Here is a 13830-nt window from a genome sequence, read left to right as displayed (position 1 = left end):
TCCATCTGGGAACGGCATATAAGCGGAAGCGTCTTTCAATCCGGAAGTCGCGCAACGCGTCAGGGGGAACCGCCGGGATGATCAGATTCGAGGCGATAAGGCAGCGTGCAGAGGAGCGGAAGGGCGGAGCAGCCGCGTTGCAGGCCATGCTGGAGAAGCACCGGCCGGATCACGACCGGCTGCGCGCCACGTCAGACGATCGCATCCTGGCGGATATGACCCGGCGTATCTTCTACAGCGGCTTCGTGCAGAAGGTGATCGATGCGAAATGGCCGGGCTTCGAGGAGGCCTTTTCAGGCTTCGACCCGGCGGCGCTGAATATCGCGCCCGACGATTATTGGCACGAGCTGACATCGGACGAGCGGATCATCCGCAACTGCGCGAAGATCATGTCGGTTCGCGCCAATGCCGCCTTCGTCCGAGAACTGGCAAGGGAACACGGCAGCGCCGGCGCCTTCTTCGCCGGCTGGCCGCGGGAAGATCAGATCGGCCTTCTCGAGCTGTTGACCAAACGCGGCAGCCGGCTCGGCGGCATGACCGGGCAATATTTCCTGCGCGGCATCGGCCGCGACAGCTTCGTCGCCACGCTCGACGTGCTCGCATGCCTGAGATCGGCCGGTGTGCCGCTCTCCTCCTCCGGCACAACGAAGAAAGATCAGCAGCTGATCCAGCAGGCCTTCAACGAATGGGCCGACGAAACCGGCCTTTCCTACATCCACCTCTCGCGCATCAGCGCCTATTCGATTGACGCGCCGCACTGAAATTCGGCTGGGCGGTGGGGTGGCGCGGCCTCGTCGGGCTTCCTACGTCTTTCCGACGATCCATCGAGGACGATATCATGACCGACTTTCCTTATCAGAGCGCCCTCATCGTCGGCGCCGGCTCCGGCATCAGCGCATCGCTCGCCCGGCAACTGTCGGGGCTGGGCGTCAAGGTCGGGCTCGCCGCCCGCAATATCGAAAAGCTGCAGACGCTCTCAGAGGAGACCGGCGCCAGGGCATTTACTGCTGACGTCTCGCAGCCTGCCAGCGTCGGGTCGCTATTCGACGAGGTTGCCGCGGCAATCGCTGGGCCCGAAGTGGTGATCTTTAACGCCAGCGCCCGACTGCGCGGGCCGCTCGCCGAACTCGACCCCGCCGAAGTCGGGAAGGCGATTGCGACGACGGCGATGGGCGGCTTTCTGGTGGTGCAGCAGGCGGCGCAACGGATGATACCACAGCGCCACGGCGCCATTCTCATCACCGGCGCGTCGGCGAGCGTGAAGGGCTTCGCGCAATCGGCGCCCTTCGCGATGGGAAAATTCGCGCTGCGCGGCCTTGCCCAGAGTGCCGCCCGCGAACTCGGTCCGATGGGCATTCATGTCGCGCATTTCGTCATCGACGGCGCGGTGCGCTCGCAAATCCGGCCGGACCGGGCAGACAAACCGGATGCGACGCTCTTGCCGGACGCAATCGCCCACACCTATCTCGACGTGCTTCGCCAGCACCGCAGCGCGTGGTCGCTGGAGGTGGAAGTCCGGCCGTGGACGGAAAATTTCTAATTGGGCTCGCGCGGCGTATGGCCGACGGAGAAGACAACTTTCACGGCATCTGGACGAACGACCCGTCATCGATCTCCTGCTGACCCCGCGCAGCACCGATTTTCCGCCCGGCATTTTCAATCATGTCGCCTTTAGGCTTTACGAATTCGAGCCGGCTCTGGAGCGCATCAAGGCGAGCGGCTATCGTTACGAATATGACGATATTCCCGACACCGACCTCGGCCAGGTCTTCGTCTATGGCCCGACGGCGTGAAGATCGAGCTGCAATATCCGAGGCCGGCCTGATCGGGTATGGCCGTCCGACCTGACCAATTCTATGGCAACTGGCGGGCAAATTGGCGTCTGGAATGCAAACGTTAAAAAATTCTCATCGATATTAACGGCTTGTTTACCACGTTTCGTGAAAGGTGCGCATTGAGCCGTAGTGATCCGCATTCCTTCTCCCCGTCTCGCGTTTCCCAAGGATGCCGCTACATCGTCCAGCGTGAGGAAAGTCTGATGGCTGATTTCTCGTGGATGAGGCGCTCCGGTCCGCGTCACAAGCGCGGGCCACAGACGGAAAAGCCACGGATCGGGCTCTAACGAGAGGTCGAGCAGTCGAAGCGAGCAAGAAGATGAACGGATCGCGATCAAATCCTTCCCGACAGTCCGACCGGACCTCGCTCGATGCGCTGAACCGCACGATCGAAGGGCTGGAGGCGCGCATCGAAGGTCTGATGGGCAGCGGACGCGATCAGCGGCCGCGCACGCCGACGGCCGAGCGCGATTCTTATACGGCCCCCATTGCGGCACGCCCGGCAAGAGCGCCGCTCGAGCAGCGACCGGATCCGCTGGCGGAAATCCGCCAGCGCCAGCGGGCATTGGAAGCAGGGCGCGAACGTTCCTACGGGCGCGAGCACGCCACGCCGCGCGAACCCGCGCCGCGCGCCATGCCGGCCGCCGCCCCCGCCTTCCGCGCCGGCGACGATACGATGACGGAGATCGCCCAAGCACTCGTCAATCTGCGCCAGGACCTGAAGCGCGACATATCCGAAGGCGTGACCCGAGAAATGAACGCGCTACGCGCCGAACTTCGCGAGATCAAGGCTACCGCCGGAGACAGCCGCTTCGCCGACGAGATTCGCACCGACATGAACCGCCTTGCCCAGAGCATCAGCCAGCTAACCGGCCGCTCGAGCGGGCCGGAGGCTGCCGGCCTGCGCGAGGATTTCGAGGAGCTGCGATCGCTGATGGACGGGCTGGCGCGCGAGGAATCGCTGCGCCACATGGAAAACCGCTGGGACGGCGTCGAGAACCGGCTGGCGGCACTCGATACCGAGGGGCTGCAGGAAGAGCTCGTTTCGCTTGCCTACCGGCTCGACGACATCAAGCGCCATATCGGCGGCATGGGCGAAAGCCCAGCGGTCCGGGCCCTGGAAGACAAGCTCATCGCCATCGCCACGGCGATGGAGCAATTCGGCAACATGATCCAGCCACATGACCGGGTCATGTCGGAACAGTTCGCCGCCATGGACATGCGGCTCGACGAGATCAGCCGGGCGATCGCGGCCAGCGGACGCGCGGCCGCCGGCAACGATCCGACGCTGCTGCAGCGGCTGGAAAGCCGCCTCTCGTCGCTCGCCGATCAGATCGACCTGATGAGCCACGATGCGGCCAGCCGCGCAAACCCAGCCGACGAGCTGGCGATGCGGCTGGAAGCGCTGACGGAGCGCGTCGAGGAGTTGACCAAGGCGGAAGCGACGTCGCGGCTCGACGAGCGGCTGGAACAGCTTTCCTATCTGTTGGAGCGCACGCAGAAGGCGGCGCAACCCGACCTCACCGGACCGCTTTCCGACATCTCCCGCAAGATCGACGCGCTCGAGAACGGCGCCGTCAACGACGTGCTGGCACAGCGGCTCGATTATCTCGCCCGGCGCATCGACGAGATGGCCTATCAGCAGCCCGCACCTGCCGCAGTGATCGATGACGGCACTTTTCAGCGTCTCGAAGGCCGGCTGAGCGACATTGCCGCCCGGCTGGAAGAGACCACAGCGGCGGCGCCCGCCGATCCGCGGGCGCTGAAGAATCTGGAAGACCAGATCGCCAATCTTTCGGCTCTGATGAGCCAGCCTCGCGAAAGCGCTGCGATCCCGGCCGACCTCGACCGGCGCATGGGCGCGATCGAAGACTATATGGCGACAAGCGACGAATATATCATCGAGGCGGCACGGCAGGCGGCTGAAGCCGTCGTCGAGGCCTATTCGCGCAACGGTGGCCTGCAGGGAGCCGTGCCCGCCGCCGACATGTCGGCGCTGACGGCGCTGGCCGAGGATCTGCGCCATCTCGAGGACATCAGCCGCGACAGCGAAGAGCGCACGCACAAGACCTTCAAGGCGCTGCACGAGACGCTGGTCCATATCGCCGACCGCCTAGACGGCATGGAAGAGCGCGGGCGGCCCTCCGTCCAGATGCCGATGGCCGACGTCGATTTCGATGTCGACCCCTACGCGCTGATGGTGGCCGAAGCCGCCCGAACGCCGGACGTGGCTACGGCAACGAACGCCTCACCGGTCATCCGCACGGCAGAGGTCGCAGCGGAACCCGCCGCCCCGGCCCCGGCCCCAGCCGCGGCCAGGAGCGCAACGAGCGCAATCGCAATCGAAGCCGCAGCCGGGACGCCGGAGTCCGCGACACCGGTACCGGCGAAAGCGGGTCTGCTCGCCAACCTTGGCAAGCGGTTGCGCCCAGGCAAGAAAGCCGAGACCAAGGCCCCCGAACGCGCGATGATCGACCCCGCACCGTCGATCGACCCTGCCGACGTGGTGCCGACGGATGCGGCGAACGAACTGCTCGAACCGGGGTCGGGTGCGCCTGACGTCAAGAAAATCCTCGAGCGGGTGCGCGCCAGCCAGAGTGCTCAACGCGGCAAACCTGCCGTCGAGACCGGTCGGGCCGACTACATTGCCGCTGCCCGCCGAGCGGCGCAGGCGGCCGCAATGGAAGTCGACGCCAATCCGAAGCAGGCGAACGCCAGGAGCGAGAAGAAGGGCGCGAAGGCCGACAAGGCCAACAGCAACGATAAGGCGGGCAAGACCAGCGCCTTTTCGCGCTATCGCCGGCCGATCCTTCTCGCCGTCGGCGCTGTGCTGCTCGCCATCATGGCCTTTCCGCTCGCCCGGACGCTGACGAGCGGCGAGCCGGCGCCGCAGCCGCCGGCGGAATTGTCGGCACTGACGGGGGCGACGGACAACGCGCAGCAGACCTTGCCTGAGGCGACACCCGCCCAGCCGGACACCGGTGCTGCCGATACGGACGCCCCGGCAACGGCGAGCGCGCCCCCGGCCGCCGAACAGAGGCAACCGGAAGCAACCCCGCCCGGCGCCGGCGATCATCTGACCGATACGGCGCCGCTCGACGGCGAAGGGGCTGCAACCTTTGCTCCCGCCGGTTCGTCCGGCGCAACGCAAGAAACATCCAGCTTCACTCCGAACAGCCCGACCGCTGCGGCACCCGCGCCGCAGGCTGCGATCACCATTCCCGAGACCGTGCAGCCGAAATCGCTTGCGGATGCGGCGCAGGGCGGCGACGCCCTGGCGCTGTTCGAGATCGGCGCACGCTATTCGGATGGCCGCAACGGTATGACCGTCGATCAGAAACAGGCGGCGAGCTGGTACCAGCTTTCGGCCGAAAAGGGTTTTGCACCGGCGCAATACCGTCTCGGCAGCATGTACGAGAAGGGCAACGGCGTCGAACGCGATGTCAACAAGGCGAAGGCCTTCTACGAGCAGGCGGCGAACCAGGGCAATGCCAGCGCCATGCACAATCTCGCCGTCCTCTACGCCTCCGGCGCGCTCGGCCAGCAGGATTATGCGACGGCCGCCTCGTGGTTCACCAAGGCTGCCAACCTCGGCATCACCGACAGCCAGTTCAACCTGGCAATCCTCTGTGCCCGCGGCAACGGCGTTCCGGCGGATCTCGAAGAATCCTACAAGTGGTTTGCGATCGCGGCGAAGGCCGGCGACAAGGATGCGGCGCAGAAGCGCGACGAAGTGGCCAACGCCATGAAGCCCGCGCAACTCGAATCGGCGCGCGCCAAGGCCGACCTCTGGAAGCCGCAGCCGCTGGACCATCGCGCCAACGGCATCGACATCCCCGACGAATGGGCGGGCACGGGCGTGAAGACGGCAACCGTCGACATGAAGAAAGCGATCCGCAACATCCAGGCGATCCTCAACAATAACGGCTTCGACGCAGGTGTGCCCGACGGCGAAATGGGCGCAAAGACCGTCACCGCGATCAAGAACTTCCAGAAGTCGATCGGCCAGGAGCCGGACGGCAAGGTGACGGACGCGACCGTGAAGGCATTGCTCGAGCGCAACAAGCAAGGCGCCAAGGCGATCTGAGGCGCATCGACGCGGGAAGGCCTGTCCGTCCGCTGCCGGCACCGTGCCTTGATCGAGCAAGCCACAGGCTTCGCCCGTCCTTGGGGGCCCCTTAACAGAGCAAAGGGAAATGCCGCAGCGTTTCGACTCCCTCTTCTCTCCTCGGGGAGAAGGGGACGTGCCGCGACCTCTCCGTTCACCCGCCAAGTCTCTCAAAATTTAAGCTGGGTTAGGCAAGGAGCAGCCATCGGCGCTGGCCTGGCAGCGCTCTGCCGCAAGCTTTTCCGAATTTTTCCAACCCTCGTCACAAAACCTGAAAAAAGCCGAATTATGCCGGACATATCGATCCGCGCATCGCCGAATCTCCTGCCGTCGATCTCCATCAATCGGGGCCGATCGAAAGCCTCTGGCAACGATTTCACAGTATGGTGCGCATTCGAACGGGGACGTGCCAGAACCGCCCGGCAGGAGCGGTCATCATTCGGGGTCGGTTGTGACAATCTATCTGCCTATCGCAGAATTGTCGGTGAATATATTCATCATTCTCGGCATGGGGGCGGCCGTCGGCTTCCTGTCCGGAATGTTCGGCGTCGGGGGCGGCTTTCTCATCACCCCGCTGTTGATCTTCTACAATATCCCGCCTGTCGTCGCAGTCGCCACCGGCGCAAACCAGGTTGTGGCGTCGTCGATATCGGGTGCGATCACCCATTTCCGGCGCGGCACGCTCGACGTGAAGCTCGGCACGGTGCTTTTGGCCGGCGGTCTTTCAGGTGCCACGGTCGGCATCTGGATCTTTTCGCTTTTGCGGAGGGTGGGTCAGCTCGATCTCATGATCTCGCTGATGTACGTCATCTTCCTCGGCACTGTCGGTGGGCTGATGCTGCTCGAAAGCATCAATGCCATGCGGCGGGCTGCCCGCAACGAACCGCCGGCGCCACGCAAGCCCGGGCACCAGCACTGGGTGCACAAGCTGCCGCTCAAGGTGCGCTTCAAGAAATCGAAGATCTATCTCAGCGTCATTCCGATCATCGCGCTCGGCTTTGCGATCGGCATCCTGACCTCGATCATGGGCGTCGGCGGCGGCTTCATCATGGTGCCTGCGATGATCTATCTCCTGCGTATTCCGACCAATGTCGTGGTCGGCACCTCGCTCTACCAGATCATCTTCGTGACCGCCTATACGACGATCGTGCAGGCGGCGACGAACTATTCCGTCGATATCGTACTCGCCTTCATCCTGATGGTGGCAGGGGTCATCGGCGCGCAATACGGCGTGCGCGTTGGCCAGAAGCTGCGCGGCGAGCAGCTGCGCGCCCTGCTGGGGCTGCTGGTTCTTGCCGTCGGCCTCCGTCTGGCGATTGCGCTGGTGGTGACACCTGCCGACGTCTATTCGGTCGTGATGGGAGCAGGCAACTGATGCACCTGCTTGCCTCGATCCTCCTGTTCCTTTGCCTGCTGCCGGCCGTTGCCGGGGCGCAGTGGCTGCCCGGGCAGGCGACGGAAGCGGTGCGCGAAGGCCTTGAGATCGGCACGTCGACCAGCGAAATCGCCATCACTTCGGATTTCCACGGCGCCGATCTCACGATCTTCGGGGCGCTTTCGAACACCGACCAGCTGCTGCTCGCCATCGGCCAGTATGACGTGGTCGTGGTGCTGGAAGGCCCACGCGAGGATGCTACGGTGCGCAAGAAGGAGCGCGTCTTCGGCATCTGGGTGAACAGGCGCTCGATGACCTTCGAGGCGGTGCCGCATTCCTACTCGATGTCGAGCTCGCGCATGATCGACGACCTGACGACGCCGCTCGAACTGACCGATCAAGGGATCGGCATCGACCACATTCCGCTGACACCGGTGGGCTTCGTCGGCGACGGCAGCAATCTCGGCGAGTTCCGTCAGGCTTTCCTGCGGCTGCAGCAGGGAGGCGCCCTTTACGACCGGAACCCGAGCGGCGTGCGGTTCGTTTCATCGAACCTCTTCAAGGCGAGTCTGCGCCTGCCTGCAAATATTCCCAACGGGGTGCATACGGTGCGCGCCTATCTCTTCAAGAGCGGCAGTCTCATCACCGAAAAATCGCTGCCGCTGCGCGTCATCAAGACGGGCATCGAGCAGACGATCACCGATGCGGCCCATGAGCAGCCGATCCTCTACGGCTTTGCAGCCGTATTGCTCGCGATCGTCACCGGCTGGAGTGCCAGCCTGATCTTCCGCAAGGACTGATCCGGCGCCACATGGCAAAAACGTCGCGCCTGCATCTCATGCCTTCAGAAAGGCGAGCCGCTCATCGACGCGGGCCGGGGCAATTTCCAGAATATCGGCGCTGACGACGCCTTCGGCTACAAAAGGATCCTGCTGAATCCGGGTTTCAAGTTCGGAGCGTGAGGTGTTGTGCGCGACGACCGCTCCACCTGCGCTCGGCTGAAGGCCGCCGGCGAGAAGAAAAATTCCGTCGTCGAAGCCGCGTTTGAGCCAGGCATTGTGCGCCTCCATCAGAACGGGCGCTTTCGCCTTGCCATCAGAAAACTTCAGTGTGATGAAAAACATGCAAGGGCTCCTTTAGGAAAGCTGTCGGGAAAGAGTTTCGGGAAAAACGGGTATTCCGGGCCGCTGCGCCGCCAGCCATCCGCGCATGTTTTCCACCTCGTTTCGAACAAAGATTTCGTCGCGGTAGGCGGCTGCGAGCGTCGCAACGCCCTGGCTTCGCATCAGAATGTGCATGGCAAGCGCATCGGCCTCATTCTCGCGGCCGAACGCAATGAACTGACGTGAGAGCCAATGGCGAAAGAGATCGAAAAGCTCGGTTGCCCGGCCCTTGGCAAGGTGATCCAGCTTGGCGAGTTCGTTGCAAAGCGTACCGACCGGGCAACCGTGGGCCATGATCTTGGTCCGGTTCACGACGAGGAGATCGACGAAACTGAGAATGCGCTCCTCAGGCGTCTCGCCGTTCGCCTCCCACACATTGAGCATTGACCTCGTTTTGACGAGGCGATGGGTGATCACCGCATCGAGAAGCTCGTCCTTCGTCTTGAAATGATAGTAAAAATTGCCTCGGGAGAGTCCGACTATCCCCGCAATGTCGGCAAAGGACGTTGCCTCGAAGCCTCTCTCGTAGAAAAGCCCGTCGGCGGCCTCCACTATCTGCTGTCGTGTGGCCGCGGCAACCATTCTCATCCTCCCGCTGTTTCCAAAGGCGCCAGTACAACTCGTAGGTCAATTGACCTAGAAGGTGTTAGGACAATCGACCTAGGGAAGTCAAGCGCCGAAACTGGCCTCAATGTCAGCCGCCCGCATTAAAACCGCTTGCAAATTGATATCGGTCTCTCTATGCTGAACCAGTTGCCTATTGAAAGCAGTTCATGCCGCGAAGGAGGATAAAATGCGGAAGCTTGTCGTCTGGAATCTGATGACGCTCGATGGCTATTTCGAGGGAGCTAAGCCGTGGGATATCGACTTCCACAATCTCGCCTGGGGGCCGGAGCTCAAGCGCTATGCCGAGCAGTTCGGCGAGGAAGGCGATCTCCTGGTCTTCGGCCGCAAGACCTATGAGGGCATGGCCGCCTATTGGCCAACCGCCGAGGACGACGACAAGATCAAGGCCTATATGAATGGCATTGCCAAGATCGCCGTCTCTCGAACGATGACCGAGCCCGGCTGGAACAATGCCCGTATCGTCAGCGATCCTATCCCCGAACTGACCAGGCTGAAGCAGGAGGACGGCAAGACAATCTTCATCTTCGGTAGCGCCGCGCTCGCCGACAGTCTGCTGAAGGCCGGTCTTATCGATGAGATCAGGATATGTGTGGTGCCGGTCATTCTCGGTGGCGGCAATCCGCTCTTCAAACCAGGACAGGATCAGGTGCCGCTGAAATTGCTCGAATCGTCGACTACGGCAAGCGGCGCGTTGATCCTGCGCTACGAGCCGGTCAAGGCGTAGGCAAGGGTTGCCTGGAGAAGTTCGTATTCGACTAAAAACCGCTCCTTAACATTTACGAGTTAGTAATCTCTCGGAAGCGAGAGGTTTTGTCATGCGTACTCGTATCATTCTGACCGCCCTGGGTCTCGCGCTGCTTGCCGGCTGCGCGACTGCGCCCAGGCAGACGAGGAACATCTGCGCCGTCTTCGACCAGCGTGAAGGTCTTTTCTCCAGCTGGCAGAGGGCAGCGGAGCGGACGGAGAAGAAGTACGGCGTGCCCGTACCGATCCTGATGGCAACGATGTACACAGAATCCGGCTTCCAGCCTTATGCGCGGCCACCGCGCACCAAGCTCTTCGGCTTCATTCCCTGGACCCGGCCGTCGACCGCCTACGGCTATTCGCAAGCGCTCGACGGGACATGGGATCACTACCAGTCGCAGACGGGGAACTGGGCGGCGCGGCGGACGAATTTCACCGACGCAATCGATTTCATCGGCTGGTATCATTACCAGAACAGCGCCGAGACCGGCATTCCGCTCAACGATGCCTATAACCTCTATCTCGCCTATTATTCCGGTCCGACCGGATATAAGCGCGGCGACTGGCGCTCGAACGGCCAATTGCAGCAGACGGCGCAGAAGTTTGCGCGGATGGCGGCGACGTATCAGCAGCAGTTGCGGGGGTGCGATTGAATTGAAAAGCGCGCCATCGGCACGCTTGATTCAGGACAGGCATTACCCCCGCAAATTCCCGTACCGGACCGAATAGATCCGGTCCCGCCCCAGCAGATGCGCCACCAACGACGGTTTGTCGAATAGGCCCTTCATCGCCTGATGGCCAAGGTCGAGACCGCCGCTCATCACCCCGAATGCCGGCATGAGGAGCCGGGCGCCGTCGGTGGCGAAACAGGGGCGGCGGATGGATCTTTCGCGCCGGCGCACCGTCGCCGAAGGATGGAGATGGCCGGCGATTTCGCCGCTCTGCAAGCCATTCCTGGGCTCGTGGCGGAAGGTCAGGCCGGCATAATGCATCTCGTCGACCGAGGCGCCCGGCAGATCGACAACACCATCTGGATCGTGATTCCCATTGACCCAGATCCATTCGCGGCCGCGCGCCATCGTCACGATCAATGCGCGGAAATTTTCCGGCAGATGCGCGGAACCGACGCGATCGTGGAAATTATCGCCGAGGGAGACGACGAGCTTGGGATTGTAGCGGGAAATGACGGCGGCGAGCACGGTCAGCGTCGCCAGCGTATCATAGGGCGGCAGCATCATGCCGCGGCGAGCGAAGGCTGCCCCTTTTTCGAGATGCAGATCCGAGACGACGAGCAGGCCGGTATCCGGCAGATAGAGTGCGCCGAGCGGATCGCAGACGGCAGCAACGCCGTGGACCGACGTCTCGACGGCCGCTGTCGCGGCCAGTCCCGATGTGTCGCGCGCCAGCGCCAGGCGGTTCATCACTTCCCAATCCTCGTCAGGCCAATTCGGTCAGGCCCCAATCTTACGCCAAGGCCTCGGCGATCAGATCGTCCGCTGCCTCAGCCAGCAGCGCGTCATGGGCCTCGCCAGGCACGGCCTCTCGTCCGATTTCCAGCATCACCGGCACGGCGAGCGGGGAAATATGGTCGAGAGGGCGATGGGTGATGTGGCCCTTGATTCGCATCAGCATATCGCCAAGACGGCTTATATCCAAAAGCCCCGTCGCCGCATCCTGGCGCGTCGCCTGCAGCAGGATGTGATCCGGCTCATGGCTGCGCAGCACATCATAGATCAGGTCGGCCGAGACGGTGATCTGGCGGCCGCTCTTCTCTTTGCCCGGATGGCGACGCTCGATCAAGCCTGCAATCACGGCGCAATTGCGGAAGGTGCGCTTCAACAGGAAGGATTCGTCAAGCCAGGCTTCGAGGTCGTCGCCGAGCATGTCTTCGTCGAAGAGGTCGGAGAGGCTGAGGCGACCATTGGCGATCATCAGCCCCATATCCTCGAGGCCCCAGACGGCGAGCGAATAGTCGGTGGCGACGAAGCCAAGCGGCTTGGCACCGGCCCGCTCCAGCCGGCGGGTCAGCAGCATGCCGAGCGTCTGGTGGGCGAGACGCCCTTCGAAGGGATAGGCGACCATATAGCCGCGGCTGCCGCGAGGAAACGTTTCGATCAGGAACTCGTCACGCTTCGGCAGCATCGACTTGTCGTTCTGCAGCGACAGCCAGTCGCGCACCTGATCCGGCAGATGGCACCAGCGGTCGGGATCGGCAATTATCGCCCGCACTTGCTCGGCAAGATAGGTCGACAGCGGAAACTTGCCGCCATTGTAGGACGGGATCTTCGGATCGAGCGAAAAGGCCTGCGAAGCCAGGCATTCATTTTCCCGAATGCCTTCGAAGCGCAACACCTTGCCGGAGAAGACGAAAGTATCGCCCGGCGACAATTGTTCGAGGAAATATTCCTCGACCTTCCCCAGCGTGGCGCCGCCACGGCCGATCCGTCCACCCTCGCCGCGCTTGACCATGCGGATGTTCAGCATCGGGCTTTCGACGATGGTGCCGAGGTTGAGGCGGTATTGCTGGGCGACGGCAGGATTGGAGACGCGCCAGCGGCCCTCCTTGGTCTTTCGGATGCGGGCGTAACGCTCGTAGGTCCGGAGCGCATAGCCGCCGGTCGCGACGAAATCGACGACACGCTCGAAGGTCTCCCAGCTGAGATCGGCATAGGGCGAGGCGCTGGTGATTTCATCATAGAGTTCCAGCATGTCGAAGGGTTCGGCGCAGGCCATGCCGAGCACGTGCTGGGCGAGCACGTCGAGCGCGCCGCGGCCGACGGGCGGCGTGTCCTGGGCGCCGATATAATTGGCGTCAAGCGCTGCCCGACACTCCATCACCTCGAAGCGGTTGGCCGGCACGAGGATTGCCTTCGAAGGCTCGTCCATGCGGTGATTGGCGCGGCCGATGCGCTGGGCAAGACGCGAGGCCCCCTTCGGCGCGCCGACATGGATGACGAGATCGACATCGCCCCAGTCGATGCCGAGATCGAGCGTGGAGGTGGCGACGACGGCACGCAGCCGGTTTTCAGCCATGGCTGCCTCAACCTTGCGGCGCTGGGCGACATCGAGGGAGCCGTGGTGGAGCGCGATCGGCAGATTGTCGTCATTGATCGTCCAGAGTTCCTGGAACAACATCTCCGCTTGGCTGCGGGTATTGACGAAAAGCAGCGTCGTCTTGTGATCAAGAAGTTGGCGGTAGACGTCGGGGATGGCATATTTGGCGGAATGGCCGGCCCAAGGAATGCGCTCCTCGGTCGGCAGGATCGAAATATCGGGTTTGGCGCCGCCTTCCACGACGACAAGCCCCGCATGATGCTCCCTCCCCTCCTCCTGGGCGACCAGCCATTTCTGCAGGTCCATCGGCTCAGCGACGGTCGCCGACAGACCGATGGTCTTGAGATGGGGAGCAAGGCGGCGCAGACGGGCAAGGCCGAGCGAAAGCATGTGGCCGCGCTTGGAAGTGACGAGCGAATGCAGCTCGTCGAGGACGACATATTTCAGGTCCTTGAAGAAGCGCTCTGCCTCCCTGTTCGCCAGAAGCAAGGCGACCTGCTCCGGCGTTGTCAGCAGAATATCCGGCGGGTTGAGCTTCTGGCGCTGGCGCTTGGCGTTCGGCGTATCGCCGGTGCGGTTTTCTATCGTGACGGGCAGGCCCATTTCCAGAACGGGCTTCATTAGGTTGCGCTCGATATCGATCGCCAGCGCCTTCAGCGGCGAGACATAGAGCGTATGGATGCCGGTGAAGGCGGAGCCGGGCGGGATCCTGCCGCGGCGGGTGAGATCGGTGAGCGAGGGCAGGAAACCGGCAAGCGTCTTGCCGGCGCCGGTCGGCGCGATCAGCAGCGTGCTTTGGCCGGCCTCGGCGCGCGCGAGCAGCTCCAGCTGATGGGCGCGCGGGCGCCAGTCCTTTTCCGCAAACCAGCGGGTAAAGGCGGCAGGAAGCAAGGCGTCGGAATCGATCTGGTCCACGCCCTGAAG

The 13830-nt window shown here is 63.0% G+C and carries 11 protein-coding genes and 1 pseudogene; 8 read left to right on the top strand and 4 right to left on the bottom strand.

Annotated features, from left to right (window positions below):
* Positions 1 to 77: 77 nt before the first annotated feature.
* The 6 genes and pseudogenes from FFR93_RS27250 (at position 78) to FFR93_RS27225 (ending at position 8118) form a co-directional block, all read left to right on the top strand.
* Positions 78 to 761 carry a DNA-3-methyladenine glycosylase I gene (locus FFR93_RS27250; RefSeq protein WP_138395441.1) on the top strand — a complete coding sequence of 228 codons (684 nt, stop codon included), beginning with the start codon at positions 78 to 80 and terminating at the stop codon, positions 759 to 761.
* Positions 762 to 838: 77 nt separating this feature from the next.
* Positions 839 to 1540, top strand: a complete 702-nt coding sequence (locus FFR93_RS27245) for an SDR family NAD(P)-dependent oxidoreductase (protein ID WP_138395440.1) — start codon at positions 839 to 841, stop codon at positions 1538 to 1540.
* Positions 1541 to 1586: 46 nt separating this feature from the next.
* A pseudogene (locus tag FFR93_RS27240) lies at positions 1587 to 1825 on the top strand (glyoxalase); the annotation flags it as partial.
* 329 nt (positions 1826 to 2154) lie between these two features.
* Positions 2155 to 5922, top strand: a complete 3768-nt coding sequence (locus tag FFR93_RS27235; RefSeq protein WP_138395439.1) for a peptidoglycan-binding protein — start codon at positions 2155 to 2157, stop codon at positions 5920 to 5922.
* Between the two features lie 472 nt (positions 5923 to 6394).
* Positions 6395 to 7318, top strand: coding sequence for a sulfite exporter TauE/SafE family protein (locus FFR93_RS27230; RefSeq protein ID WP_064709774.1), 924 nt, complete (start codon positions 6395 to 6397; stop codon positions 7316 to 7318).
* Entirely contained in the window at positions 7318 to 8118 is an 801-nt protein-coding gene (locus tag FFR93_RS27225; protein ID WP_138395438.1) for a TIGR02186 family protein, read from the top strand. The genes FFR93_RS27230 and FFR93_RS27225 overlap by 1 nt, the downstream gene beginning before the upstream one ends.
* A 36-nt stretch (positions 8119 to 8154) precedes the next feature.
* Here the strand turns inward: FFR93_RS27225 and FFR93_RS27220 are convergent, their stop codons facing one another.
* Together FFR93_RS27220 and FFR93_RS27215 are read right to left on the bottom strand one after the other, a co-directional pair.
* Positions 8155 to 8442 carry a YciI family protein gene (locus FFR93_RS27220; protein ID WP_138395437.1) on the bottom strand — a complete coding sequence of 96 codons (288 nt, stop codon included), beginning with the start codon at positions 8440 to 8442 and terminating at the stop codon, positions 8155 to 8157.
* Between the two features lie 12 nt (positions 8443 to 8454).
* Positions 8455 to 9063: a TetR/AcrR family transcriptional regulator gene (locus tag FFR93_RS27215; protein WP_138395436.1), complete on the bottom strand. Its 609-nt coding sequence runs from the start codon at positions 9061 to 9063 to the stop codon at positions 8455 to 8457.
* Positions 9064 to 9274: 211 nt separating this feature from the next.
* Here FFR93_RS27215 and FFR93_RS27210 point away from each other — a divergent pair, with 211 nt between their 5' ends.
* A complete protein-coding gene (locus FFR93_RS27210; RefSeq protein WP_138395435.1) occupies positions 9275 to 9832 on the top strand; it encodes a dihydrofolate reductase family protein in 558 nt (185 codons plus the stop codon).
* A gap of 91 nt (positions 9833 to 9923) precedes the next feature.
* Positions 9924 to 10505 (top strand): transglycosylase SLT domain-containing protein, encoded by a 582-nt coding sequence (locus tag FFR93_RS27205; protein WP_138395434.1) that lies wholly within the window; start codon positions 9924 to 9926, stop codon positions 10503 to 10505.
* A gap of 42 nt (positions 10506 to 10547) precedes the next feature.
* On the opposite strand, the gene pdeM is transcribed toward FFR93_RS27205, so the two are convergent.
* Positions 10548 to 11273 carry a ligase-associated DNA damage response endonuclease PdeM gene (gene pdeM / locus FFR93_RS27200; RefSeq protein ID WP_138395567.1) on the bottom strand — a complete coding sequence of 242 codons (726 nt, stop codon included), beginning with the start codon at positions 11271 to 11273 and terminating at the stop codon, positions 10548 to 10550.
* Between the two features lie 43 nt (positions 11274 to 11316).
* Positions 11317 to 13821 (bottom strand): ligase-associated DNA damage response DEXH box helicase, encoded by a 2505-nt coding sequence (locus tag FFR93_RS27195; protein ID WP_138395433.1) that lies wholly within the window; start codon positions 13819 to 13821, stop codon positions 11317 to 11319.
* Positions 13822 to 13830: the final 9 nt, after the last annotated feature.

The sequence above is a fragment of the Rhizobium sp. MHM7A genome (genome assembly GCF_005862215.1).
Lineage (GTDB): Bacteria > Pseudomonadota > Alphaproteobacteria > Rhizobiales > Rhizobiaceae > Rhizobium > Rhizobium bangladeshense.
The sequence above is the reverse complement of the archived record's forward strand: the minus strand, read 5'-3'. Positions and strand labels throughout refer to the sequence as shown.

What these genes read in the sequence shown, in the direction of transcription:
- FFR93_RS27250 (WP_138395441.1), top strand. Translation starts at nt 78, where the DNA reads ATGATCAGATTCGAGGCGATAAGGCAGCGTGCAGAGGAGCGGAAGGGC.
- FFR93_RS27245 (WP_138395440.1), top strand. Translation starts at nt 839, where the DNA reads ATGACCGACTTTCCTTATCAGAGCGCCCTCATCGTCGGCGCCGGCTCC.
- FFR93_RS27235 (WP_138395439.1), top strand. Translation starts at nt 2,155, where the DNA reads ATGAACGGATCGCGATCAAATCCTTCCCGACAGTCCGACCGGACCTCG.
- FFR93_RS27225 (WP_138395438.1), top strand. Translation starts at nt 7,318, where the DNA reads ATGCACCTGCTTGCCTCGATCCTCCTGTTCCTTTGCCTGCTGCCGGCC.
- FFR93_RS27220 (WP_138395437.1), bottom strand. Translation starts at nt 8,442, where the DNA reads ATGTTTTTCATCACACTGAAGTTTTCTGATGGCAAGGCGAAAGCGCCC.
- FFR93_RS27215 (WP_138395436.1), bottom strand. Translation starts at nt 9,063, where the DNA reads ATGGTTGCCGCGGCCACACGACAGCAGATAGTGGAGGCCGCCGACGGG.
- FFR93_RS27210 (WP_138395435.1), top strand. Translation starts at nt 9,275, where the DNA reads ATGCGGAAGCTTGTCGTCTGGAATCTGATGACGCTCGATGGCTATTTC.
- FFR93_RS27205 (WP_138395434.1), top strand. Translation starts at nt 9,924, where the DNA reads ATGCGTACTCGTATCATTCTGACCGCCCTGGGTCTCGCGCTGCTTGCC.
- pdeM (WP_138395567.1), bottom strand. Translation starts at nt 11,273, where the DNA reads ATGAACCGCCTGGCGCTGGCGCGCGACACATCGGGACTGGCCGCGACA.